Raw genomic sequence first — 23,913 nt, 5'->3', positions numbered from 1 at the left:
TTCCTGCCCGGAAAGCGACGGGCCGATGCCGCCGCCCAAGGTCGCTCCCGTGTCCCCGCAAGGGCCGCCGCCGGACACAGCCACCTTGCCGGAAGAGCCGGACCTGCCGATCATCGACGATATTCTTCCCTTACCGTGAGCGCCATGACCGATCTATCGCCTGACCGCCCAGCGAAGCACTATACGGCCAAGCAATTCACCGCGTGGCGCAATCTGTGATCAGGACAAGACGTCGGGGGTGAGCGCCGCCAGGAAGTTCCGGGCGTCGAAAAGCGCGCCCGGAGCGAAGACGCCGCCCTGAACCCTCGCGTCGTTCAGGATTCTCTCGACGGCTTCGACCACCAGAGGCCCGGTGATCGCATATATGTCTCGTCCGCGGGCCGACGCCCGACGCACCATGCTTCCTTGGCGGACCTCGACCTCAACGAGGAATGTTTGCGCCGAGCGTCCGGACGCGTCAGCCGCGACCGGCGGAGGGGTGGTGGTGTCCCGAAGATCGCGCAGCGGCGCAGTGTTCAAGTAGGTGTGGAGTTCGGACACCTGGAGATGGCGCCCGATCAGGATCGCCTCTGTGAAGGGCAGTTCGACCATCTCCTGCGCGCCGAAGGGTTCCGCGAACGGCCAGACGGCGTTCGGTGCCGGATCGGCCAGCGGCCGCAGCTTCCCCTCGGAGAGCATCAGGCGGCGGGCCGTGTTGCGCCGCCCTGTGACGCGCGTCCCCTCGGTCGGCTTCCAACTGTCCAGAGCGATCCCGATGCGGGCCTCGTCGGCGCGGGTCCAGTCGCCTATGGCGGCCGTCGCCAGCAGGTCGCCCAGTCCGCCGTAGAAGCCCATGGCGGGGATGACCGTGACGCCGGCCTCTTCCGCGGCCGCGGAATATCGCTCGAAAATCCCCTGAGCGCTGGCTTGCTCGGCCGTCACGTCGAAATAATGGATGCCCGCCCGCAACGCCGCCGAGACCAGGGGTTCGGCCGTGTCGAGGAATGGCCCCGCGCAGTTTACGACCGCGTCGGCGCCGGTGAGGGCGCGGGCAACCGAGGCGGGATCATCGAGGGCGGCGACCTCCCGTCTGACGCCGGCCGGGAAGTCGGCCGCCGCCAGGTTCGCCGCGTTGCGGCCGATCGCGATGGCCGTGAAGCCGCGCCGCGACAGCTCTCTGATCACGAAGCGGCCGGTATGTCCGGCCGCTCCGTAGACCGCGACCACTTGCCGGCGACCACCGGCCTTTGAAAGACGTTCGTTCATGACTTTCCTATCGCTACAGACCTGTCTGTTCATGTTTGATACAGACTGGTCTGTAGCGCGTCAAGCGAAAATCTGTTATCGTTCCTCCGGTTCGAGGAGCGCAACCTATGAGCATGGAGCAGGCGGGCGGCCGACGTGGTGAAGAATCAGGCCAAGTGGATGTGCGCGAGCGCATCCTCGAGACCGCCTCCGACCTTTTCTACCGCCGGGGCGTGCGCGCTGTCGGCGTCGATGTCGTCGTTGAGGCGGCGGGCGTCGCGAAGACGAGCCTCTACCGGTACTTTCGAACCAAGGACGACCTCATCGCCGCGTTTCTGCAGCGGGAGGACAAGGATTTCTGGGCCTGCTGGGATCGTGTGGCGGCGCGCCACGCGCAGGACGGCGAAGCCGAACTCGAGGCGCATCTGGCCTGGATCGGCGAGCGGGTCGGGCGGCCCAACTATCGCGGCTGCCCACAACTCAACGTCGCCGCCGAGTTTCCAGAGGAGGATCACCCCGCGCGAGTCGTGGCCCGGTCGCACAAGCAGGAACTGCGCCGCCGGCTGCGGGACATCGCCGTGCGGCTGCGGGTCGACCGGCCCGACGATCTTGCGGCCCAGTTGTCGGTTGTCATCAATGGAGCGTTCGTCAGCTCCCAGGTTCTGGCCGACGACGACGCTACGTCGATCCTCCTCCAGATGACGCGCGCCCTGATCGCGGCGGCTCGGAACGATCATCCGAGGTCGGCGCGGCCATAGCGATCATATTTTGGCGAGCAAGTTGGCCGGTTTTGATCGAACCCTATGGTTCAATCAAAACCTACCTTGCTCCAGCGACGAGATGACGCTGAGCAACGTCCGCTTCCACCATAGCCGACAAGGCGACGCGAAAATCACGAAATACGCGCCGCCTTCGTCCTATAGCGCGGTGCGCATTTTTCCGGCGCGGAACTCCGGTACATGGTCCGGGCATGGTCCATGGGGTATATGACCGGCGGCCAGAGCGTCACGTCTGGCCCTCCGGGGCCGAGGGTGCGAGCGGCGCAAGCCGGGTGACGGTGCCGCGCAGAATCCGCACCGTCTCGCCCGGATGCAACACGGTCGGCGCGGGCTGGATCACCGAAACGATGCGCCCGCCGGCCTCGCGGACGATGAATTCGATCGCCGGAGCCAGGGTTTCGTCCGCATCGCGCGGCGCGCCGAGCGCACCGAGCACGCCGCCTTCGGCACCGGCGACCTGCAGCATGACCGGCCGGGCGGAAACGATCGTTCCGGTCAGCGCCGGCAGCCGGCCATCGGTCACGGCGGCCGGCGGCGGCGTTGCCGCACAGCCGGCGAGACCGGCGATCACCCCCAACACGGCAAGAGCGCGAAACGTCCAGGCTCCGATCATGGTCGCGGTCCTCCGATGCCAGCCATCATACCAGAACCCGTCATCGCGAGCCGAAGGCGAAGCGATCCAGCATGCGGACAGGGGCAACGATTCTGGATAACTTTGCTCGTCATGACGTTCGCCGGGACGGATTTTCATAGGCGGTGATTTGGTCTCAACGCATGACATAACCCGAATCATCCGCCTGTCCATCCATTAGGGTGCGTACCCACATGGCGGTGGTCTGAAGTTCTCACCCCCGCGCGGCTACCACATTAAAATTCCGTCCCTGATAATTCGCACCGCAGGATCACGAATATAGTTGCCTTGGAATCGCCATTAAGTTAGGGGGTTATACGATAAAGTTCATTCGCCGCCCGAGGCTTGCGGCGAAACCCCCTCTGGCACCGTCAACGGCGCCCGGATCGGGAGCACGGGATGCGATTGGGAGACCTGCCAGTGGAAGATGGGCCAGCGATGACACCGGCGCCGCGCGAAACGTCAGCGCGCCGATCCTTGCCCCGAATACCGCACTGGCTCGGAAAAGCATCCGGTATCGCGACACTGGCCCTGCTCTCCGCCTGCGCCTCGCACCAATCGAACCTGCCGCCGAGCCAGCAAGCCGCCTATTACGCGGCCCATTCGCCGGGCAATTATGCTCCGCCCGGCCCGCCGAGCGATCCGTGGGGTCCCTATATCAAGCAGGCCTCGGCCCGGTTCGACGTGCCACAGCGCTGGATTCGCCAGGTCATGCGCGTCGAATCCGGCGGCCAGGAATACATGAACGGGCATCTCACCGTCTCCTATGCCGGGGCGATGGGGCTGATGCAGCTCGAGCCGGAAACCTACCGGGAAATGGCCGCGCGCTACGGGCTCGGGAAGGACCCGTTCAACCCTTATAACAACATCATGGCCGGCACCGCCTATATCCACGAAATGTATGAAATCTACGGCTCGCCCGGTTTTCTCGCCGCCTACAACGCCGGGCCGGGCCGGCTCGACGACTATCTCGACTACAAGGAGCCGCTGCCCAACCAGACCCGCCAGTATGTCGCGATGATCGCGCCCAACATCGCCGGCGTCTATCCGTCCGGCCAATCTGGTGGGGTTCAGTCGGGCGCGGTCCAGGTCGCGATGAACACGCTGCCCGATAATATCGCGCCGGGGCTTCGGCCCGGCTACGACCAGTCCACCACGGAATCGCTGAACAAAGGCCAGCTTGCCGCCGACACGCCGCCCGGATCGCCGGCGCCGCAGCCGGCACCGATTCCCCCTTCCGCGCCGATCCAGATGGCGGCACTCACCCCGCCGCCGGTGGTCGAGCGGCCGCGCTATACCCCGCCGATCACCCGCTCGATGCCGCCGGTCCAACGCAATACCGGCTTCGCCCTGATGCCCACCGCCGAGGCCGCGGCACCGCCGCCCATGCCGCCGGCACCGTCAGCCGAGACGCCGTCCGCCGGGTCGTCAGGCACCGGGTCGCGCTGGGGCATCCAGGTCGGCGCCTATGACAGTCCGGCCCACGCCAAGGCCGCCCTCGGCATCGCCGAGCTTTCGGCGGTCGCGATGCTGATCAAGGGCCAGCCGGTGGTCCAGTCGGTCTCGACCGCGCATGGCCTGTTCTACCGCGCGCGCTTCGTGAACCTGCCGCATGAACAGGCGGTGCAGGCCTGCCAGCGACTCAATCGCGGCCCTACCGGCTGCGCGGTGATTTCCCCCGCGGCCGAATAATCCATTGAGGCTTAACAGCGAAACGCGCTGCACTACGTTTCGCTGTTTTCAGATTCAGCCCCGCCGTGCGGCGGCGGCGATCAGCGTATTCTCCAGCAGGCACGCGATGGTCATCGGCCCCACCCCGCCCGGCACCGGGGTGATCGCGCCGGCCACGCCCAGCGCCGCCTGGTAATCCACATCGCCCACCAGCGCGCCGTCCGCGCCGCGATTGATCCCGACATCGATCACCGTCGCGCCCGGTGCGATCCAGTCGCCCTTCACCATCGCGGGCCGGCCGACGGCGGCGATCAGGATTTCCGCGCGCCGGCATTCGGCGGCAAGATCGCGGGTGCGCGAATGCGCGATCGTCACGGTCGCGTCGCCGGCGAGCAGCAAGGCCGCCATCGGCCGGCCGACGATGTTCGACCGGCCGAGCACCAGCGCCCGCGCGCCGCGCGGCTCGACCCCCGCCGCGCGAAGCAGGAGGAAAATCCCGCGCGGTGTGCAGGGCGCGAGGCGCGGCGCGCCCAGCGCGAGTGCCGCGACGTTTTCGGGGTGAAACCCGTCGACATCCTTCGCCGGATCGATCGCGCGGATGATCGCTCCTGTGCGGATCTGCGCGGGTAATGGCAACTGCACCAGAATCCCGTCCACCGCATCGTCCGCGTTCAGCCCGGCGATGACTGACAGCAGCTCGGCCTCGCCGGTCTCCGCCGGCAGGCGGATGGTGCGCGACTCGAACCCGGCCGCCCGCGCCGCCCGTTCCTTATTGCGGACATAGAGGGTGCTGGCCGCATCCTCGCCGACCAGAACCACCACAAGGCCAGGTCGGTAGGGCAACGCCGCCGCCCGCGCCGCGACCTCGGCGCGCAGTGCGGCGGCGAGGGCTTTGCCGTCGATCGGTCGCGCGGTCATTACAGCCCCGCCATCACCAGATGGGCGAACAGGTCGGGCACCAGGAAATTATGCAAGACCTCCAGAAGCAGAAACGCGATGATGAAACTGATATCGATGCCGCCGAGCATAGGGATGAACCGGCGAAGCGGAGCAAGCACCGGCTCGGTCGCACGGATCAGAAAATCCTCGATCCGGTAGACGATCCGGTTGCGGGTATCCAGCACGCCGAAAGCGAGCAGCCAACTGAACACGGCCGCCGCGATCATGACATAGATATAGAGTTGGATCAGTTCTTCGACGAACCAGAAAATCGCTGCGAGCATCGTCACCTCCAAGGATCGCCTTGGGGTTAGCGAAGCCCGCGCGATCGCGCAATGTCGCCGCCCGGCTTGACTTCTCATCCCGGTTGCGCGATGCGGCGCGTCGGGATGGGGCTGTAGCTCAGTTGGGAGAGCGCCTCGTTCGCAATGAGGAGGTCAGGGGTTCGATTCCCCTCAGCTCCACCATCCCCTTTCGCGGTGATCATGAAACCCCAGACCAGCGACCCGACCCGTGAAGCCGCGTTCGCGCTGCTCAGCGCCGTGTTCGACCGGCACGCCCCGCTCGATACGGCACTCGACAGCCTTCGGGCGATCCCGGCGCGCGACCGCGCCGCCGCCCACCGGATCGCCGCCGCCGTGCTGCGCCGCACCGGCAGTCTCGATGCGGTGCTCGATGCCTATCTGACCAAGGCGCCGCCGATCCCGGTGCGCCACGCGCTGCGGATCGGCACGGCGCAGCTTCTGTTGCTCGGCGCACCCGCCCATGCCGCGGTGAGCACCGCCGTCGGCCTCGCCCATGCGCGCGGCCTCGGCAAATTCGCCGGGCTGGTGAACGCGGTGCTGCGCCGTGTCGCGACCGAAGGGAAGGCGGCGCTCGATGCGCTCGATGCGCCGCGGCTCGACACACCCCAATGGCTCTGGGCCTCGTGGGGTGCCGATGGCCGCGCCATCGCCACCGCGCATCAGAACGAAGCCCCGCTCGATCTGTCGCTCAAACCTGGCGCCAAACCACCTGAAGGCGCCGTTCTGCTGCCGACCGGCTCGGCGCGCCTGCCCGCCGGCACCGATGTCACCACCCTTGCCGGCTTCGCGGATGGCGATTTCTGGGTGCAGGACGCCGCCGCCGCCCTGCCCGCGCGCCTGCTCGGCGACGTTGCCGGCCAGCGCGTGCTCGATCTCTGCGCCGCCCCCGGCGGCAAGACCGCGCAGCTCGCCGCTGCCGGCGCCATCGTCACCGCGCTCGATCGCGACCCGGCGCGGCTGGAGCGGCTGCGCGGCAATCTGGCGCGGCTCGATCTCACCGCCGAAACCATCGCCGCCGACGCGCTGGAGTGGCGGCCCGAGCCAAAATTCGACGCAATCCTGCTCGACGCGCCCTGTTCGGCGACCGGGACGATCCGCCGCCACCCGGAAATTCTTCACCTCCGCCGCAAGCACGACATCGCCGCCTGTGCCGCGATTCAGGACCGCCTGCTCGACGCCGCGGCATCAATGCTCACCCCCGGCGGGCGGCTCGTCTATGCGGTCTGCTCACTGCAAAACGACGAAGGCGCCGAACGCATCGACGCCGCCTGCGCCCGGCTCGGGCTCAGGCGCGACCCGCTCGAACCGGGCGAGGTTCCGGGCCTGACCGAGGCGATCACGGCTTCGGGCGATCTTGCCACCCATCCCGGACTATGGCCCGATCGCGGCGGGATGGACGGATTTTTCGCCGCGCGGCTGATTAGGTCATAGATGCTGTCTTTTGTTTCACGTGAAACAAAGGGCCGTTATTATACCTAACTCATGCTTAAGCAGTCCTGCGGCTCCGCCATAATCTGGCGAAATACCAGGCCAGAAGCAGAAACAGGCCGGCGATAGTGGCAAGGGTGAAATCGTGCATCGTGGCCTGCAGGCGCGGGCTGGTCTGCCAGGCCCGGCCGAGCCGAAACCCGGCATAGGCGAGGGCAAAGCACCAGGGCAGCGAGCCGATGAAGGTGTAGAGCTGGAATTTCCAGAAATTCATCCGCGCGATGCCGGCTGGCAGGGCGATATAGGTGCGGATCACCGGCAGCACCCGGCTGACCAGAACGGTGACGCTGCCGAAGCGCGCGAAGAAGTGATCCACCCGGTCGAGTTCCGCGCGGTCGAGCAGAATGTAGCGGCCCCAGCGCTCGACCAGCGGCCTGCCGCCCGCGTAGCCGACGCCATAGGCGATCGTCGAGCCGATATTGCAGCCGATCGCGCCGACCAGCGCCACCAGCCAGAGGTCGAACCTTCCGGTGGACACCAGATAGCCCGCGAAGGGCAGGATGACTTCGGACGGAATCGGGACGCAGGCGGATTCCAGCGCCATCAGGGCGGCGATTCCGGCGTAGCCGAGAGCCGAAATCGTCGCGATGACGAAATGCGCGAGCGCTGGAATCAATCGGTCAGGCCGGCGAACAGTGGCGTCGAAAGGTAGCGCTCGCCATAGGAGGGGATGATGGCGACGATCATCTTGCCCTCGCTGTCGGGGCGCCTGGCGACCTCGATCGCCGCCCAGAGCGCCGCGCCCGAGGAAATGCCGACCATCAGCCCTTCCTCGCGCGCGGCACGGCGCGCCATCGCGAAGGAATCCTCGTTGGTGACGCGGATCACCTCGTCATAGATCGCGGTGTTCAGAATCTCGGGCACGAAGCCGGCGCCGAGCCCCTGGATCTGGTGCGGGCCTTTGGGGCCGCCCGACAGAACCGGCGAGGAATCGGGTTCGACGGCAATGCAGCGGAACGAGGGCTTGCGCGCCTTGATCACCTCGCCCACCCCGGTGATGGTGCCGCCGGTGCCAACGCCGGAGATCAGGATATCGGCGCGGCCGTCGGTGTCGGCCCAGATTTCCTCGGCGGTGGTGCGCCGGTGCACCGCCGGGTTGGCGACATTCTTGAACTGCTGGGGCATGAAGTAGTTCGGTCCCGAGGCGACGATTTCCTCGGCCTTCTTGATCGAGCCGGCGATGCCCTCCGGCCCCGGCGTGAGCACGAGTTCCGCGCCATAGGCGCGCAGCACGGCGCGGCGCTCGCGGCTCATGGTTTCGGGCATGGTCAGGATGCAGCGATAGCCGCGGGCCGCGCAGACCATGGCGATGGCGATGCCGGTATTGCCCGAAGTGGGTTCGACGATGATGCTGTCCCGATCGATCATCCCCTCGCGCTCGGCGGCCTCGATCATCGCGACACCGATACGGTCCTTCACCGAATTGGCCGGGCTGAAAAACTCCAGTTTCGCGACGATCTCGCCGGGCAGGCCGGCGGCAAGCCGGTTGATCCGCACGAGCGGCGTGTTGCCGACCAGTTCGGTCGCGTCCTTGGCGATTTTCATGGGTTTGCTCCTCCTGGCGTTATGCCCGGACTATCGGTTCAGTTGCGCGCCTTGTCCACCAGGGCGCGTTCCTTGATCCAGGGCATCATGGCGCGGAGCTTTTCGCCGACCTGTTCGATCGGATGAGCCGCATTGGCCCGGCGCATCGCCTTGAAATTGGTCTGGTTGACCCGGTTCTCCAGCATCCAGTCGCGGGTGAAGCGGCCGCGCTGGATATCGTCGAGCACGCGTTTCATTTCCGTTTTGGTTTCGGCGGTCACGATGCGCGGGCCGGTGACGTATTCGCCGTATTCGGCGGTGTTGCTGATCGAGTAGTTCATGTTGGCGATGCCGCCTTCATAGATCAGGTCGACGATCAGCTTCACCTCGTGCAGGCACTCGAAATAGGCCATCTCGGGCGCGTAGCCGGCATCCACCAGGGTCTCGAACCCGGCCTTGATCAGCTCGACCAGGCCGCCGCACAAAACGGTCTGTTCGCCGAACAGATCGGTCTCGCATTCCTCGCGGAAGCTGGTCTCGATGATGCCGGCGCGGCCACCGCCGATCGCCGAGGCGTAGGACAGCGCGATGTCGAGCGCGTTGCCGGACGGGTTCTGCGCCACCGCGACGAGACAGGGCACGCCGCCGCCGCGCTGATATTCGCTGCGCACCGTGTGGCCGGGGCCTTTCGGCGCGATCATGAACACGTCGATATCGGCGCGCGGCTCGATCAGGTTGAAATGGATGTTCAAGCCATGAGCGAAAGCGATCGCCGCGCCCGGCTTGAGATTCGCGGCGAGATGGTCGCGATAGAGATCGCCCTGGCCTTCGTCCGGCGTGAGGATCATCACCACGTCGGCCCAGCGCGCGGCCTCGGACGGGTCCATCACCTTGAGCCCGGCGGCTTCCGCCTTGGCGACGGCCGAGGAACCCTTGCGCAGGGCGACGACCAGTTCCTTGAGGCCGGACTCCTTGAGGTTGAGCGCATGGGCGTGGCCCTGGCTGCCATAGCCGACGACGGCGACCTTCTTGGCCTTGATCAGGTTCACATCGGCATCGCGATCGTAATAGACGCGCATTTCTGGGCTCCCTGGGGTTCGGAACGAATTCTGGGCGGTTCGAATGGGGGAAATTCCGCCGGTTTGCAACCTATGCACGGCAATGACGAGCCATGCGGAGGCCGGGACGCGGAATTTTATGTCGCGATCGGGTCGCGATTATGGTTCCGGCTGATCGCGCTCGCCAGGCTCGATGCCGGGGGCGTCGGAATCGGGGAGGTTGCGCTACCCGATTTCGATTTCGCCATCGATCTCATGCCGAACGTCTATGGCGCTGATCTCAAGCGTCATCTTTGCCCTGAGTTTCTCGTTGCCTTTGAGGCGGCCAGCCTTCACCGCCTCGCGGACGGCGTTGTCGATCTCGCGTTGCGAGGTAACACCGACCACCTTGAGAAATTTGCGGACGTCCATGTTGAACTTGTCTTCGTCCATGTGCGCTCACTCCCATGACCTTGCGGCTGCACGAATTCGCGTGACGCGGGTTCGCAACGACGGATTTGATATCATGTCGCGGCGGGGCTCAGCCAGTCTTCGGAGCGCAAGCCGTCGACGCGGCTGAATTCTCCGAGATTGCCGGTGACGACGATCAGGCCACGGCTGCGGGCATGGCCGGCGATCAGCACATCATAGCCGCCGATCGGAAAACCTCGGCGACCCAGAGTCATCCGAATTTCAGCCGCGTGTGCCGCCGCAGCTTCATCGAAAGCCAGGATTTCGAGGCGTGCGGCGAATCGCTCGACCTCGTGGCGGTTTTCGACAGAGCGAGCGGATTTTTCAGCGCCATAAAGCAATTCGGATAGAATAACCGTCGAGATGCACAATGAAGCGACCTCGGCATTGAACCGCTCGCGCAATCCTTTCGGGCGATCGCGCAGCACCCGGATGCACAGATTGGTATCGAGCATGTAGCGCAGCATGTTAGAACGACTCGCGGGCCTGCGGTTCGGGCTGATCGCGACTGCCGAGATCGATGCCGGGCGCGTCGAAGAAATCGTCCCACACCGAATTCGCCGGCACGATCACCCGGCGCGCGCCGTCCCGCAGGATCACGACTTCGCGGACACCTGGCGGGAAGGCCACATTTTTCGGCAGACGGACGGCTTGCGACCGATTGGTTTGAAACAGGGTGGTTTGGGTCATCGGAGTTCGTACCTTCAGGATATCAGGAATGTATACCCATCGGGGCGGGATATGTCAATCGGATATACGATTAACCCAGGGGCTATGCCCCGCGATGAATTGCTTCACGGGGAGCCGACACGAAAGCATCTTCGCTGTACACCAGACATGAACGCCGCAAGAACGTTTGTCCGTTTTCCCGCCCGAAAACGGCCTTGTCCATGTTCTCATTGGCTGGCGAGGTTCTCGGACATTCTTGAAACCGTCCGATAAATTCTCGATTCCCGGACAAGCGTACGTAAACGATACTTTCGTGTCGGGACCCCGGATAGGAGCGGAGCATGGCAACCCGGTTCACGCAACCGCGCTTCGATCTGAACGGACGCTCGCCATCTGAGCTGATCGAACCGGCGCGTGATCGGGTCGCCACTGCACAAGGCTCCTAAATCACAACCGACCAGCTTTCCACGCCCATCAAGTCGTCACCGCCATGCTGCAGCCCGCTCAACTTGATGGTGCCGTTTCAACAGATTCTGGAACCGACATCGAAATAAAAGATGACAGATAAGCTCCAATGCAGCTAAGATAAGGCCATCAAGCCTTGAAATGGCGACTCTCTTGGCAAAAGAGGATGGCCTTGCGCATTCGAAGTGTTTCGGTCGGCGGGCTGGCAGCATGTCTTATGCTTCCAATTTTGCTCTGCGGTGCTGGACCCGCGAAGTCGCAGCTCCTAACCCACGCTGTGCCGGGAGAGCGGCCCGCAGCCGAAATCATGAAATCGAAGGATTTTGTCGTTTTCGTAAGCGTGCCCAATGTGCCGCCCAGCCAGAAATCCAAAATTGAAGAACATATGCTAGCGATCCAAAAACAAACTAAAAATCAATCCCTAAAATACTACATGATTCAAAATAAACTAATTGCGATAAACGTAAATGAAAACAAAATTTTGAACAAAATCAAAAATATAAGTTCCAGCTTGCTCAGCTCTCTAGATAATATAAACAATGGAGTGAAGGAACCGCACCGTTTTGAATTAAAGCAATTTTCCGTCGAATTGGCAGTCAATGGCTCGGGGAAAGTGGGATTTTTGGGAACTGGCGCCGAGGTGGGCGGTTCGGCCAGCTTCCGGCTGGTTTTTGTAAAGAGAAATACCCGATGAAAAGGCGGTGCGTCGGTCGTCAAATATATGCCTTTGCAGTCTGATTTAATACCAGCCCGATATCGTAAAAAAATCAACTGCAGTCTGGCAAAGCACAACACTTTTCGCAGATCAACAGGAGGATTGGCTATGTTAGAAATACGCGCACATCGTACTCAGGACTATGCTGAACTTCCTCACATCGACAACGCAGGTGTCGGCGATTTTTTGGCAGATGACCAAGGCTGTCTCGATGACATTGGATGTCATCTGTTATCGAAACACGCGCATAACCGATTTGGCGTAATATTGTTGCATAAGCACTTTACCATTGACGCAGATGAGATCTGCGTTGAAACCGCTAATTATTCTACCCGACGCCTCATTTCACGTCCTACCTCTGACGCTCCTGCTGGCCTTGCAGTCACAAGGCTTATGTTCGACTCAGATGGCCCCAGCGCGGTGAACATCGGGGGCATCGGTCTGGAATTTGCAGATAGTGGCTTACTCGCAGGCGTGATTCCAATCGGAGAATCGGACACGGAGACCTTAATGGGCGTCGCCAAAATTCTAGCACACCGAAACAAACTGCGTCGCTTCGGTATCCATCTCCTGCACAACCCGCTTGAGTTGCGAAACGAGATCCTAGTCGAGACGTGCGATCCAAGTGCTCGCGTACTGGTAAGCACTCCTTTGCCAGAAGACAATGCTAGCGAAGCGGGTGCGATAGTAACTGCTTTCCGCTGGCTTGGAACAAGCGTAAAAGATGGGCAGGTTGTTAGCCAAGCGTGCGTTCCAACTCAATACTGCAGCGATGATAATGGAACACATCAAATAGTCCGGTGGCATGCACAGCTAGACGATCCACCCCCGGATAACCCAGATCCATAGCATTTACGTACGTTTGTCCAAAAATCGAGGATTATCGGACCGCTTCGAAAGCGTCCGAGAATCATGCGAGCCGACGAGATCGCGGACAAGCCAGTTTCCGCACCGATGCGGACGGTGGGCCAGTTTTCGGACGGGAAAACGGACAAACGTTCTTGCGGCGTTCATGTCTGGCGTACAGCGAAGATACTTTCGTGTCGGCTCCCCTTCACCCGCTTACGCGGGTTCGCAATGACGGTCCTGGACTTAAGACGGCCTTTGGATCAGCCCAGCAGGTGCGACACCCAGTGGATCAGGCCGATATGGCCGAGATCGTGCCAGGTGACGAAGATGATCAGGGTCGCGAGGATGGCGGCGCCGATCTGGATGGCGAGTTCCTGCGCGCGGCGCGGCAAAGCGCGGCCATACAGCGCCTCGGCGGCGTAGAACAGCAGATGCCCGCCATCGAGGATCGGGATCGGGATCAGGTTGATCAGGCCGAGATTGACCGACAGCAGCGCGATGAACGAGACGAAATCGGCGATGCCGAGTGCGGCGGCCTGGCCGGAGATTTGCGCGATGCGCACCGGCCCCCCAAGGTTTTTCACGCCTTTTTGATAGACCACGAGATTCCACAGCCCGCCGAGCGTGGCGGCGGCGGCGGCATAGGTTTCGCGGGCACCCGCGACAATTGTCGCGACAGGACCAAGACGTCGATAGACGACATCCGCGCCGACGATGCCGAGTTCGCCGACCTGCCGGCCATCGACCATGCGGGATCTGGTGGTGAGGTTGGCGCCGTGGGTCGCGCCGTCATGGGTGAAGGTGATCGCGATCCGGTCGTCCGGTCTGGTCAGGATGATGTTCTGGATGTCGCGGAAGGTCTTGATCGTTCGTCCGTCGATGCTGGCGATGCGGTCGCCCTTGACGATGCCCACAGCAGCGGCCGGTGAGTTGGGTAGCACCGAACTCACCACGGGCCGGACCACCGGGGCGCCGGCGGTCGCGAACACCAGGGTGAACAGCACGAAGGCGAGCACCATGTTGGCGGCCGGGCCGGCGGCGACGACCAGCGCACGGGAGCCGAGCGATTTGGTGCGGAAACTGCCGGGATCGGTCTCGCCCCTGGTCGCTCCGCCGAGTTCGGCCCAGCCCTTCATGCGGACATAGCCGCCGAGCGGGATGGCGGAGAGTTTCCAGACCGTGCCGTGGCGGTCGGTACGGCTCAGCAGCGCCGGGCCGAAGCCGATCGAGAAAGCCTCGACCGCGACGCCGCGCCAGCGCGCGACCAGATAATGGCCAAGCTCGTGCACGGTGACGAGAATGCCGAGCACCACGACGAAGGCGGCGAGCGAGCGGATGAAGTCGATCATGACTTCAGCATATAGCGCGCAATTACGCGGCGCGGGAGGCGCTGGCGATCCGCAATTCCGACTCTGTGATGACACGGGCCTCGGCGTCGAGCGCGAGCACGGCTTCGAGATCGGGTAGAGGCGGCGCGCCGAGCCGCTGCATGGTGCGTTCGACGACGATGGCGATGTCGAGAAAGCCGATGCGCCTTGCGAGGAAGGCGGCCACCGTGACCTCGTTCGCCGCGTTCAGCACGGTCGAGGCGCCCTGCCCGGCGACGAGCGCTTCGCGGGCGAGGCGCAGCGCCGGGAAACGCACGGGATCGGGTGCGAAAAATTCGAGTTTCGCGGCGGCGGCGAGGTCGAGCCGGGGCGAACGGGTTTCCAGGCGCTCCGGCCAGGCCAGGGTATGGGCGATCGGGATGCGCATGTCCGGCGCGCCCATCTGGGCGAGAACGCTGCCGTCGCGATAGCAGACCATGCCGTGGACGATCGATTGCGGATGGACCAGAACCTCGATTTCGTGCGGGGCCAGCGCGAAGATGCGGGCGGCTTCGATCACCTCCAGCCCCTTGTTGAACAAGGTGGCGGAATCGATCGAGATTTTCGCGCCCATCGACCAGACCGGGTGTTTCAGCGCGCGTTCCGGCGTGGCCTCGCGCATGTCGGCGAGGCTCGCCTCGCGGAACGGCCCGCCCGAGGCGGTAAGGATGATTTTTTCGAGCGATCGGCGATTGCCGTCGGCAAGCGCCTGAAAAATCGCGTTGTGCTCGGAATCGACCGGCAGCAGGGTGGCGCCGGCGGCGTCGATCGCGCGGAGAAACACATCGCCGGCGGAGACCAGTGCCTCCTTGTTGGCGAGCGCGATGGCGCCGCCGTTGCGGATCGCCGCCAGGGTGGGTTCCAGCCCGGCGGTGCCGGTGATCGCCGCCATGGTCCAGTCCGCTTTCATACCGGCGGCGCCGATCGCGGCCTGGCGGCCGGCTTCGGCGCGGATGCCGGTTCCCGCGAGGGCATCGCGCAGGGCGGGATAGGCTGATTCTTCCGCAATGACCGCGATTTCGGGGCGGTGCAGGCGCGCCTGTTCGGCGAGGCGCGCCACATTGTTCCCGGCGATCAAGGCGCGCACCCGGAACCGCTCGGGCGACGCCGCGAGAAGGTCGAGCGTCTGGGTACCGACGCTGCCGGTCGAGCCGAGAACCGTGACTGTCTTCACCGCCATAGCGGAACTCCTCCCTGGGCGAGCAACGCGAGACCGGCGGCAATGGGTGCGGCGGCGAGAACCCCGTCCAGCCGGTCGAACAGCCCGCCATGGCCGGGGATGGTCCGGCCGGAATCTTTGACGCCGAGCCGGCGTTTCAAAGCGCTTTCCGCGAGATCGCCAGCCTGGGACACCGCGCTGAGCAATGCGGCGGGCAGGATGCCGGATGGACCGCGCGCAATGATGACGCCGGCAAGAATGCCGATGGCGAGGCCGCCGATCGCCCCGCTGATGGTTTTGCCCGGCGAGACGGCGGGGGCAAGCTTCGCGCCGCCGATCAGCCTTCCGGCGGCATAGGCGCCGATATCGGTCGCCCAGACCACGACGAGAAGGAACAGGATGTCGGCGGGGCCATGGGGCAGGAAGCGCAGCCAGAGCAGCGCGATCGCCGGAAGCCCGGCATAGGCGAGGCCGGCAACGGCGAACGCTTTGCGGTTCGGGGCCGCGACATGCCGGCTCAGCGCGCGCCATTCCCATAACAGCCCGGCGAGGAATGCCAGGATCAGCAGTCTCCAGGCCCAGCCGCCGAGAATCAGGGCGGCGACGGCAAGCGGGATCAGCACGGCGGCGGAGGCGGTGCGGATGCCGAGATCGTGGAACCGATTGGTCGAGCGGGGGGGTGATTCGGCCAATTGCGCGCTCATCGTGACGCTTCGGGCCGGGCGGCGCCGGTATGCGCGGGACGGGCCCCGAAGCGCCGCTCGCGCCTTGTATATTCGGCGATCGCACCAGCCAGATTGGCTGCGCCGAAATCGGGCCAGAGCACATCGTCGAAAATCAGCTCGGCATAGGCGGCCTGCCAGAGCAGGAAATTCGACAGCCGCTGCTCGCCGCTGGTGCGGATGACCAGATCGGGGTCCGGCATCCCGGCGGTGGCGAGATGGGCGGCGAAGCCGGCCTCGTCGATTGACGCAGGCTCCAGGCGGCCTGCCTTGGCCGCTTCCGCGATGCGCCGTGCGGCGGCTGCGATTTCGGCGCGCGCGCCATAGGACAGGGCGATGACGAGATTGAGCGTCGTATTGGCTTCGGTGCGGACCTCGGCATCCGCCAGTTCCTGCTGCACCGCCGGGCCGAACCGGTCGCGCTCGCCGATCACGCGCAGGCGCACGCCGGCCTCCGCCAGTTCGTTCAGCTCCGAGCGGAGATAGTGCCGCAGCAAGCCGGTGAGGTCGGTCACTTCCTCGGCCGGGCGGCGCCAGTTTTCCGACGAAAAGGCGAACAGGGTCAGCCAGCCGATTCCTTGTTCGATCGCCGCTTCCACCGTGCGGCGCACCGCGCGCGCGCCTTCGCGATGGCCCGCCACGCGCGGCAGGCCCCGGCGGGTCGCCCAGCGGCCATTGCCATCCATGATGATGGCGATATGGCGCGGGGCGCTGGATGGCGCGGCGCGGTGGGCCATTGCGTGGGTCAGACCTGCCTGATGTCCTTTTCCTTCTCGGCGAGAAGCTCGTCGATCCGCTTGATCATCGCGTCGGTCAGTTTCTGCACGTCATCGGACCAGTCACGGCTCTGGTCCTCGCCGATTTCGTGCTTCTTCTCCAGCGCCTTGATGGTTTCCATGCCGTCGCGCCGCACGCCGCGCACCGCGATCCGCGCCCCCTCGGCGTATTTGCCGGCGGCCCTGGCGAGTTCGTTGCGCCGCTCCTCGGTCAGGATCGGCAAGGGCACGCGGATCAACTGGCCGTCCGGCTGCGGGTTGAGGCCGAGGCCGCAATCGCGGATCGCGGCGACGGTGGCGTTGACCATCGAGCGGTCCCAGACCTGGACCGTGAGCATGCGCGATTCCGGCACCGCGACGGTGGCGACCTGGTTGAGCGGCATCATCGTGCCATAGGCCTCGACCTTCACCGGGTCGAGCAAAGCGGGATTGGCGCGGCCGGTGCGCAGCCCGCTGAATTCGCGCTTCAGCGTGTCCATCGCGCCATCCATCCGGCGCGACAAATCTTGTTTGATACTGTCGAGATCGGCTGGCATTGGATGCTCCTAACGCTGTTCCACGATGCGGGTGAATCGCCCCTCGCCGCGCATGACGGCGGCGAAAGCACCCGGCGCGCGAATGTTGAAGACGATGATCGGCAGGTCGTTTTCGCGGGCGAGGCTGATGGCGGCGGCATCCATCACCGAAAGGTCGCGCGCGAGGACATCGAGATAGGTCAGTTCCTGATAACGCTCGGCGCCGGCGAATTTGCGCGGATCGGCGGAATAGACGCCGTCGACCTGGGTGCCCTTGAGCAGGGCGTCGCACTTCATTTCGGTGGCGCGCAGGGCGGCGGCGGTGTCGGTGGTGAAGAACGGATTGCCGGTGCCGGCGGCAAAAATCACCACCCTGCCCTTTTCCATGTGGCGCTCGGCGCGGCGGCGGATATAGGGCTCGCACACCGCCGACATCGGGATCGCCGATTGCACGCGGGTCGGCACGCCGCATTTCTCCAGAGCCGATTGCATGGCGAGCGCGTTCATCACGGTCGCCAGCATGCCGATGTAGTCGGCCTGGGCGCGATCCATCCCCCCTGCCGCACCCGACACGCCGCGAAAGATGTTGCCGCCGCCGATCACCAGACAGACCTGGACGCCGAGGGCGACAACATCCTTGATATCCTGGGCGATGGCGGCGACGGTTTCGGTATCGAGCCCGTAATCGCACCGCCCCATCAGCGCCTCGCCGGAGACCTTCAGCAGAACCCGGCGGTAGTGACCGTTGGAATTGGTTGTCCTGTCGTTCATCGGTGCGGTTTCATCCCATTCGCGGGTGCTGTGCAAGCGGACAGTGAATTATGGGCATCGCCATCGGCGTGGCGGGCGAACAGGGCGAACAGGCGGCGCGCGACCGGGCCGGGTTTGCCGTCGCCCACCGTGGCGCCGTCCAGCGTCACGATGGGCTTGACGAAGGAGGTGGCGCTGGTGAGGAAAACCTCGCGCGCGGCGCGGAATTCGGTTTCGCTGAGGCCGCGTTCCTCGAATGCGACGGCGTTTTCCGCGAGGATCGCGGCGAGGGCGGCGCGGGTGCAGCCGGGGAGAATGTGATCGTCGAGCTGCCGCGTGCGCAGCACGCCGTTCGCATCGACCGCCCAGACCGTGGTGGACGACCCCTCGGTGACATTGCCCGAGGCGTCGATCAGGATCGCCTCGTAAACCCCGGCCTCGCGCGCCTTCTGCTTGGCCAGCACGTTGGGCAGCAGATTGACCGATTTGATGTCGCAGCGGCCCCAGCGGATATCCGTCACGGTGATCGCGCCGGCGGCCCAGGCATCGATATCGCGCGGGAAGGCATTGCCGTGGCGCGCGGTGACCACCAGGGCGGGCGCGGTTCCGGCGCGCGGGAAGGCATGGTCGCGCCGGGCGACGCCGCGGGTGATCTGCATATAGACGATGCCTTCGGTCACCCGGTTGCGGCGCGCCACCTCGCGCAGCACGGCGAGCAAGGCGGCATCGCTCATCGGACGGGCGAGCGCCATTTCGCGCAGGGAGCGGGCGAGGCGGGCGAGATGCAGGTCGGTATCGACGAAATGCCCGTCATGGATATGGAGGACTTCGTAGATGCCGTCGCCGAACTGATAGCCGCGATCCTCGATGTTCACGCAGGCGTCGCGCTGGGGCAGGTAGCGTCCGTTGACATAGGCGATTCGGCTCATGGCGTTTCTCGTCCGGGTTCAGGGTCGGGGGCCGGTGGTGATGGTCCTTGTGGGTTTCGCGTCACGGATACCGAGCAGGGCGACGCCGAACAAGCCGGCGACCACGCCGATGACGATCACCATCAGGCGCAGCCGGTATGCGACGAGGCGGCTGGCCTCGGCGGTTTCGGCCGAGAGCACGGTCGCTGCCTCGCCCAGGCCGGCGCGATCGGGCGCGAGCGATGCGAGGGTTTGCTGGCCGCGCCGGCCGAGCAGGGGTTTGGCTGCCGCGAGCGCCGCGCGGATCGCCGCCGGATCGCCCGAGGCGGCGGCGCGGGCGATCGCGGTCTCGGCGATCACCCCGCGCATCGCCGGGATCGGGGCGGCATAGGTCGCAAAGACGCCGATCAGCGCGAGCATCAGAAACCCGGTCAGCATCATGCCGATCCGCTGGACCGAAACCCGTTCCCGCTCCGCCATCGTCCCCGTTCCTTATGCGATCGGCGTTCCATGCGGCCCGCCGGCCCGCGCGTCAATCGGGCCGTGGCAGGGTTGGCCGAGGTTGACAGGAGGCGGCTTGCTTTCCATAAGCCGCGCAACCCGAACGGCCAACCCGAGATCATGTCATGAAAATCCGCAACTCCCTCCGCTCCGCCAAGACCCGCGACAAGAATTGCCGCGTCGTGCGCCGCCATGGCCGCGTCTATGTGATCAACAAGAAGAACCCAAGGATGAAGGCCCGCCAGGGCTGAATCGAGCGCGCCGCCGCGCGGGCCGGCCACGGCGGACGGCCGAATCTGGATTTTTTATAATTCATTCGACGGCGAATTAGTTTGAGCGGCTCGCGCTTTGCGAGAGCCGCTGGCGGTGTTATATTCCCTCATAACGATTGGGGGAGCCAGTCTTGATCGACCTGCCCGCACCAAAACAGGACGTGCTGGACCGGCGCGATGCCGTGTATGAGGGGCTGCGCGCGATTCTGCCGGCGCGCGGCGTGATCACCGATCCCGCCAGGCTGAAACCCTACGAGACCGATGGGCTGTCCTCCTATCGGCAGATGCCGTTTGCCGTGGTGCTGCCCGAGACGACCGAACAGGTGGCCGCGGTGCTGCGCTTCTGCCACCAGAACGGCGTGCGCGTGGTGCCGCGCGGCGCGGGCACCTCGCTGTCGGGCGGGGCGCTGCCGCTCGCCGATGCCGTGGTGGTCGGCATGATGCGGATGAACCGCATTCTGGAGGCGAATTACGGCGACCGATATGCCGTGGTGCAGGCCGGGGTGACCAATCTCGGCATCACCAAGGCGGTGGAAGCGGACGGATTTTTCTATGCGCCCGATCCGTCGAGCCAGCTCGCCTGCATGATCGGCGGCAATATCGGGATGAATTCGGGCGGCGCGCACTGCCTGAAATACGGCGTGACCGCGAACAACGTGCTCGGCATCACCCTGGTGACCATCGAGGGCGAGATCGTCAAGCTCGGCGGCACCCATCTGGATACCGCCGGCTATGACTGGCTCGGCCTCGCGATCGGCAGCGAAGGCCAGCTCGGCATCGCCACCGAAATCATCGTGCGGATTCTGCGCGCGCCGGAAGGCACGCGCGCGATGCTCGCCGCGTTCCGCGCCAACGAGGTCGCGGGCGCCTGCGTCGATGCGATCATCGGCTCGGGGATCATTCCGGTGGCGCTGGAATTCATGGACCGGCCGGCGATTCATGCCTGCGAGGCCTTCGCCCATGCCGGCTATCCGCTCGATGCCGAGGCGATGCTGATCATCGAGGTGGAGGGGTCGGTTGCCGAGCAGGACGCGCTGCTGGGCCGGATCAAGGAGATTTGCGCGCAATTCGACCCGATCAGCCTGAAAGTGTCGCAATCGGACGAGGAATCGGCGGCGATCTGGAAGGGGCGCAAGGGCGCGTTCGGCGCGATCGGGCGGATCAGCCCGGATTATCTGTGCATGGACGGCACCATCCCCACCAGCACCCTGCCGCGCGTGTTGCACCGGATCGGCGAGATGAGCGCGCAATACGGATTGCAGGTCGCCAATATTTTCCATGCCGGCGACGGCAATCTGCACCCGCTGATCATGTTCGACGCCAATAACGCGGACAGCATGCACAAAGCCGAGGCGTTCGGCGCGGATATCCTGCGTCTCTGCGTCGAGGTGGGCGGGTGCCTGACCGGCGAGCACGGCGTCGGCGTGGAAAAGCGCGACCTGATGGGCGTCCAGTTCACCGACACCGAGCTTGACCAGCAGCGCCGGATCAAGACCGCGTTCGACCCGGACTGGCTGCTCAATACCGCGAAAGTGTTTCCGCTCTCCGATACGATCCCTCGGGCCGCATGATCGCGCCCGACGAGGAGGAGGGATTTGCCGTGGCGATCCGCGCGGCGGCGGCCGCACGCGAACCGCTCGCGATCGAGGGCCTCGGCTCGAAATCCGGTTTTCTGCGCCCGATCCAGGTCGCCGACACGCTGAGTACGCGGAATTTTTCCGGCATTCCGCTCCATGCACCGAAGGAGCTGATCGTGACGGTGCGCGCGGGGACGACGCTCGCGGCGCTCGAAGCGAAGCTCGCCGAGGCCGGGCAGCATCTGATCGCCGAGCCGCCGCATTACGGCTTTCTCGATGCCAGGGCGCAGACGGTGGGCGGCATCGTCGCGACCAATCTGTCCGGGCCGCGCCGCGTCGCCTGGGGGGCGATGCGCGACCACGTGCTGGGGATACGCGCGGTGACCGGGCGCGGCGAACTCATCCGTTCGGGTGGCCGGGTGCTGAAGAATGTGACCGGGCTCGATCTGTGCAAGCTGTTCGCCGGTTCCTACGGCACGCTCGGGGTGATGACCGAGGTGACGCTGAAAGTGCTGCCCGCGCCGGAAGCCACCGGCACCGTGCTGCTGCGGGGACTGGACCCGCACGACGCGGTCGAGGCGCTCTCGGCGGCGCTGGGGTCGCCCTATTCGGTTTCGGGCGCGGCCTATCTGCCGCAGGAGGCGGCGATGGCGCTGGGATTCGAGCGCCCGGTGACAATCGCCAGGATCGAGGATTTCGCCGAGTCGGTGACCTATCGGCTCGACCGGCTGTGCGCGTTGCTGCACCGGTTCGGCATTGTCGAGAAACTGGCCACCGAAGCGAGCCGCACGCTGTGGCGCGCGGTGCGCGACGGCGAGGCGCTGCCGGTGCAGCCGGCGGACGCGATCTGGCGGGTTTCGGTACAGCCTTCCTACGGCCCGTCGGTTCTGCGGAAGGCGCAGGACGCGGGGATGTTCGGCTATCTCGACTGGGGCGGCGGGCTGGTGTTTCTGACCGGGCCGGCGACGGTGGAGGCCCACGCGGCCGTGATGGCCGCCGCGCGGCGCGCCAAGGGCACCTGGTGGCTGATGCGCGCGCCGGAGCCGTTGCGCCGCAGTGTGGACGTGGCACCGCCGGAGCCCGAGGCGCTCGCGGCGATCCGAAGGCGCGTGGTCGCTTCGTTCGACCCCGCCGGGATTCTTAACCCCGGCCGGCTGTTCGCCGCCTGAAGAGAAGATTTAGGTTCTCATGCAAACCAGTTTCACCGCCGAACAGCTCGCCGCCCCGGACATCGCCATTGCCGACCGGATTCTGCGCTCCTGCGTGCATTGCGGCTTCTGCACCGCGACCTGCCCGAGTTTCGTGGTCGTCGGCGACGAGGACGACAGCCCGCGCGGGCGGATTTATCTCATCAAGGACATGCTGGAGACCGGAGCGCCGGCGAGCGAGCCGGTGGCGTTCCATCTCGACCGCTGCCTCTCCTGCCTTGCCTGCATGACCACCTGCCCGTCCGGCGTCGATTACATGCATCTGATCGATTATGCGCGGGTCAGGGTGGAGGAAACCTATCAGCGGCCGCGCCACGACCGGGCGCTGCGCGCGCTGCTGGCGGCGATTCTGCCCTATCCCGCGCGGCTGCGGGCGGCGCTGCGCGGCGCACGGCTGGCCCGCTTCGCCGGCGGGTTGATCGGCGGCGAAACGCTGTTCGCGCAACGGCTGCGCGCGATGCTCGATCTGGCTCCCGGCGCGCTGCCGGGGCGGGGCGCGACCGAGCGGCAAGGCGTGTTTCCCCCGCAGGGCACGCGGCGCGCACGGGTGGCGCTGCTCGCCGGCTGCGCGCAACAGGTGCTCGACCCCGGCATTCATGACGCCACGATCCGTCTGCTGACCCGCATGGGGGTCGAGGTGGTGGTCGCCAGGGGCGCGGGATGTTGCGGCGCGCTGACCCACCATCTTGGCAAGCACGCGGCGGCGCTCGATTTCGCGCGGGCGAACGTGGCGGCCTGGAGCCGGGAAATCGACACGGACGGGCTGGACGCGATCGTCACCGACACCTCGGGCTGCGGCACGGTGCTGAAGGATTACGGATTTCTGCTTCGCGACACGCCGGAGGCGGAGCGCGCGGCGCGGATCGCTTCGCTCGCGGTGGATATTTCGGAGCTTCTGCTCCGGCTCGACTATCAGCCGAGCCGGCCGCCGGAACAGCCGATCACCCTCGCCTATCATGCCGCCTGCTCGCTCCAGCACGGCCAGAAAATCACCGATGCGCCGAAAATTCTGCTCAAGCGCGCTGGCTTCACCGTGGCCGAACCGCGCGATGCGCATCTGTGCTGCGGGTCGGCGGGCACCTACAACATCCTGCAGCCGGACATCGCGGGGCAGTTGCGCGCGCGCAAGCTGGAGACGATCAAGCCCTTGAAGCCGCATGCGATCGCCGCCGGCAATATTGGCTGCCTCACGCAGCTTGGCGGAGCTGGTCTTTCGACCATCCATACCGTTGAGTTGCTGGACTGGATGGCCGGCGGGCCAAGACCGGCGCAACTGCCCGCCGAGGCGGCGATCGCCGCGACTCAGCCGCACCCCGAGCTGGAAACGGACGGTGAACCGGGCTGGGTCTGACCGTCATTCGAACCTGAATATTTACTCAACCGAAAGAATT

Annotated in this window: 26 protein-coding genes and 1 tRNA gene; 9 read left to right on the top strand and 18 right to left on the bottom strand. The window is 65.3% G+C overall.

What is annotated here, in order from left to right; all coding sequences use genetic code 11:
* Positions 1 to 219: 219 nt before the first annotated feature.
* Positions 220 to 1,245, bottom strand: coding sequence for a trans-acting enoyl reductase family protein (locus tag AiwAL_RS11475; RefSeq protein WP_235704714.1), 1,026 nt, complete (start codon positions 1,243 to 1,245; stop codon positions 220 to 222).
* Positions 1,246 to 1,352: 107 nt separating this feature from the next.
* Between AiwAL_RS11475 and AiwAL_RS11470 the strand changes: the two genes are divergently transcribed.
* The gene (locus AiwAL_RS11470) at positions 1,353 to 1,982 is read left to right on the top strand and encodes a TetR/AcrR family transcriptional regulator (protein WP_235704713.1); all 630 of its coding nucleotides are present in this window, start codon (positions 1,353 to 1,355) and stop codon (positions 1,980 to 1,982) included.
* A gap of 247 nt (positions 1,983 to 2,229) precedes the next feature.
* Here the strand turns inward: AiwAL_RS11470 and AiwAL_RS11465 are convergent, their stop codons facing one another.
* The gene (locus tag AiwAL_RS11465) at positions 2,230 to 2,616 is read right to left on the bottom strand and encodes a hypothetical protein (RefSeq protein ID WP_235704712.1); all 387 of its coding nucleotides are present in this window, start codon (positions 2,614 to 2,616) and stop codon (positions 2,230 to 2,232) included.
* A gap of 438 nt (positions 2,617 to 3,054) precedes the next feature.
* Here AiwAL_RS11465 and AiwAL_RS11460 point away from each other — a divergent pair, with 438 nt between their 5' ends.
* Entirely contained in the window at positions 3,055 to 4,326 is a 1,272-nt protein-coding gene (locus AiwAL_RS11460) for a lytic transglycosylase domain-containing protein (RefSeq protein WP_262312719.1), read from the top strand.
* Between the two features lie 54 nt (positions 4,327 to 4,380).
* On the opposite strand, the gene folD is transcribed toward AiwAL_RS11460, so the two are convergent.
* Positions 4,381 to 5,223: a bifunctional methylenetetrahydrofolate dehydrogenase/methenyltetrahydrofolate cyclohydrolase FolD gene (gene folD / locus AiwAL_RS11455; RefSeq protein ID WP_235704710.1), complete on the bottom strand. Its 843-nt coding sequence runs from the start codon at positions 5,221 to 5,223 to the stop codon at positions 4,381 to 4,383.
* A complete protein-coding gene (locus tag AiwAL_RS11450; RefSeq protein WP_235704709.1) occupies positions 5,223 to 5,528 on the bottom strand; it encodes a YggT family protein in 306 nt (101 codons plus the stop codon). The genes folD and AiwAL_RS11450 overlap by 1 nt, the downstream gene beginning before the upstream one ends.
* Positions 5,529 to 5,635: 107 nt before the next feature.
* On the opposite strand from AiwAL_RS11450, the gene AiwAL_RS11445 reads away from it, so the two are divergent.
* A tRNA-Ala gene (locus AiwAL_RS11445) sits at positions 5,636 to 5,711 on the top strand.
* 18 nt (positions 5,712 to 5,729) lie between these two features.
* Positions 5,730 to 6,980 carry a transcription antitermination factor NusB gene (locus tag AiwAL_RS11440; protein WP_235704708.1) on the top strand — a complete coding sequence of 417 codons (1,251 nt, stop codon included), beginning with the start codon at positions 5,730 to 5,732 and terminating at the stop codon, positions 6,978 to 6,980.
* A 55-nt stretch (positions 6,981 to 7,035) separates the two neighbouring features.
* Here AiwAL_RS11440 and AiwAL_RS11435 read toward each other — a convergent pair whose 3' ends face one another.
* The 6 genes from AiwAL_RS11435 to vapB form a co-directional block, all read right to left on the bottom strand.
* Positions 7,036 to 7,653: a DedA family protein gene (locus tag AiwAL_RS11435; protein WP_235704707.1), complete on the bottom strand. Its 618-nt coding sequence runs from the start codon at positions 7,651 to 7,653 to the stop codon at positions 7,036 to 7,038.
* Entirely contained in the window at positions 7,650 to 8,582 is a 933-nt protein-coding gene (cysK, locus tag AiwAL_RS11430) for a cysteine synthase A (RefSeq protein WP_235704706.1), read from the bottom strand. The genes AiwAL_RS11435 and cysK overlap by 4 nt, the downstream gene beginning before the upstream one ends.
* Before the next feature lie 38 nt (positions 8,583 to 8,620).
* Positions 8,621 to 9,640, bottom strand: a complete 1,020-nt coding sequence (gene ilvC / locus AiwAL_RS11425) for a ketol-acid reductoisomerase (RefSeq protein ID WP_235704704.1) — start codon at positions 9,638 to 9,640, stop codon at positions 8,621 to 8,623.
* A 204-nt stretch (positions 9,641 to 9,844) separates the two neighbouring features.
* Positions 9,845 to 10,051 (bottom strand): DUF6494 family protein, encoded by a 207-nt coding sequence (locus tag AiwAL_RS11420; protein WP_235704702.1) that lies wholly within the window; start codon positions 10,049 to 10,051, stop codon positions 9,845 to 9,847.
* 71 nt (positions 10,052 to 10,122) lie between these two features.
* A complete protein-coding gene (gene vapC, locus AiwAL_RS11415; RefSeq protein ID WP_235704700.1) occupies positions 10,123 to 10,536 on the bottom strand; it encodes a tRNA(fMet)-specific endonuclease VapC in 414 nt (137 codons plus the stop codon).
* A gap of 1 nt (position 10,537) precedes the next feature.
* On the bottom strand, positions 10,538 to 10,759 hold the full coding sequence (vapB, locus tag AiwAL_RS11410) for a type II toxin-antitoxin system VapB family antitoxin (RefSeq protein ID WP_235704699.1): 222 nt from the start codon (positions 10,757 to 10,759) through the stop codon (positions 10,538 to 10,540).
* 610 nt (positions 10,760 to 11,369) lie between these two features.
* Between vapB and AiwAL_RS11405 the strand changes: the two genes are divergently transcribed.
* The gene (locus AiwAL_RS11405) at positions 11,370 to 11,897 is read left to right on the top strand and encodes a hypothetical protein (RefSeq protein WP_235704698.1); all 528 of its coding nucleotides are present in this window, start codon (positions 11,370 to 11,372) and stop codon (positions 11,895 to 11,897) included.
* A gap of 1,130 nt (positions 11,898 to 13,027) precedes the next feature.
* Here the strand turns inward: AiwAL_RS11405 and rseP are convergent.
* The 8 genes from rseP to AiwAL_RS11365 are packed head-to-tail and all read right to left on the bottom strand — an operon-like array spanning position 13,028 to position 19,444.
* Positions 13,028 to 14,116 carry an RIP metalloprotease RseP gene (gene rseP, locus AiwAL_RS11400; RefSeq protein ID WP_235704696.1) on the bottom strand — a complete coding sequence of 363 codons (1,089 nt, stop codon included), beginning with the start codon at positions 14,114 to 14,116 and terminating at the stop codon, positions 13,028 to 13,030.
* A 22-nt stretch (positions 14,117 to 14,138) separates the two neighbouring features.
* Entirely contained in the window at positions 14,139 to 15,314 is a 1,176-nt protein-coding gene (gene dxr / locus AiwAL_RS11395; RefSeq protein ID WP_262312718.1) for a 1-deoxy-D-xylulose-5-phosphate reductoisomerase, read from the bottom strand.
* Positions 15,305 to 15,997 carry a phosphatidate cytidylyltransferase gene (locus AiwAL_RS11390; RefSeq protein WP_235704692.1) on the bottom strand — a complete coding sequence of 231 codons (693 nt, stop codon included), beginning with the start codon at positions 15,995 to 15,997 and terminating at the stop codon, positions 15,305 to 15,307. Before AiwAL_RS11390 ends, dxr begins: the two co-directional genes overlap by 10 nt.
* A complete protein-coding gene (locus tag AiwAL_RS11385; protein WP_262312717.1) occupies positions 15,994 to 16,752 on the bottom strand; it encodes an isoprenyl transferase in 759 nt (252 codons plus the stop codon). Before AiwAL_RS11385 ends, AiwAL_RS11390 begins: the two co-directional genes overlap by 4 nt.
* 8 nt (positions 16,753 to 16,760) lie before the next feature.
* Complete coding sequence (frr, locus tag AiwAL_RS11380) at positions 16,761 to 17,327, bottom strand: ribosome recycling factor (RefSeq protein WP_235704690.1); 567 nt, start codon at positions 17,325 to 17,327, stop codon at positions 16,761 to 16,763.
* Between the two features lie 9 nt (positions 17,328 to 17,336).
* Complete coding sequence (gene pyrH / locus AiwAL_RS11375) at positions 17,337 to 18,077, bottom strand: UMP kinase (RefSeq protein ID WP_235704689.1); 741 nt, start codon at positions 18,075 to 18,077, stop codon at positions 17,337 to 17,339.
* A complete protein-coding gene (locus tag AiwAL_RS11370) occupies positions 18,074 to 18,985 on the bottom strand; it encodes a D-amino-acid transaminase (protein ID WP_235704688.1) in 912 nt (303 codons plus the stop codon). Before AiwAL_RS11370 ends, pyrH begins: the two co-directional genes overlap by 4 nt.
* Positions 18,986 to 19,003: 18 nt before the next feature.
* Positions 19,004 to 19,444: a hypothetical protein gene (locus tag AiwAL_RS11365; protein ID WP_262312716.1), complete on the bottom strand. Its 441-nt coding sequence runs from the start codon at positions 19,442 to 19,444 to the stop codon at positions 19,004 to 19,006.
* 146 nt (positions 19,445 to 19,590) lie between these two features.
* On the opposite strand from AiwAL_RS11365, the gene ykgO reads away from it, so the two are divergent.
* The 4 genes from ykgO (at position 19,591) to glcF (ending at position 23,873) form a co-directional block, all read left to right on the top strand.
* Positions 19,591 to 19,716 carry a type B 50S ribosomal protein L36 gene (gene ykgO / locus AiwAL_RS11360; protein ID WP_235704685.1) on the top strand — a complete coding sequence of 42 codons (126 nt, stop codon included), beginning with the start codon at positions 19,591 to 19,593 and terminating at the stop codon, positions 19,714 to 19,716.
* Between the two features lie 152 nt (positions 19,717 to 19,868).
* Complete coding sequence (locus AiwAL_RS11355) at positions 19,869 to 21,308, top strand: FAD-linked oxidase C-terminal domain-containing protein (RefSeq protein WP_235704683.1); 1,440 nt, start codon at positions 19,869 to 19,871, stop codon at positions 21,306 to 21,308.
* Positions 21,305 to 22,483, top strand: a complete 1,179-nt coding sequence (locus AiwAL_RS11350; protein ID WP_235704682.1) for an FAD-binding protein — start codon at positions 21,305 to 21,307, stop codon at positions 22,481 to 22,483. Before AiwAL_RS11355 ends, AiwAL_RS11350 begins: the two co-directional genes overlap by 4 nt.
* Positions 22,484 to 22,502: 19 nt before the next feature.
* Positions 22,503 to 23,873, top strand: a complete 1,371-nt coding sequence (glcF, locus tag AiwAL_RS11345) for a glycolate oxidase subunit GlcF (protein ID WP_235704681.1) — start codon at positions 22,503 to 22,505, stop codon at positions 23,871 to 23,873.
* Positions 23,874 to 23,913: the final 40 nt, after the last annotated feature.

This window comes from Acidiphilium sp. AL (genome assembly GCF_025499445.1).
In the GTDB taxonomy this organism is placed as follows: Bacteria; Pseudomonadota; Alphaproteobacteria; order Acetobacterales; family Acetobacteraceae; genus Acidiphilium; species Acidiphilium iwatense.
Note: the sequence above shows the minus strand (reverse complement) of the source record. Positions and strands in the feature narration are given on the sequence as shown.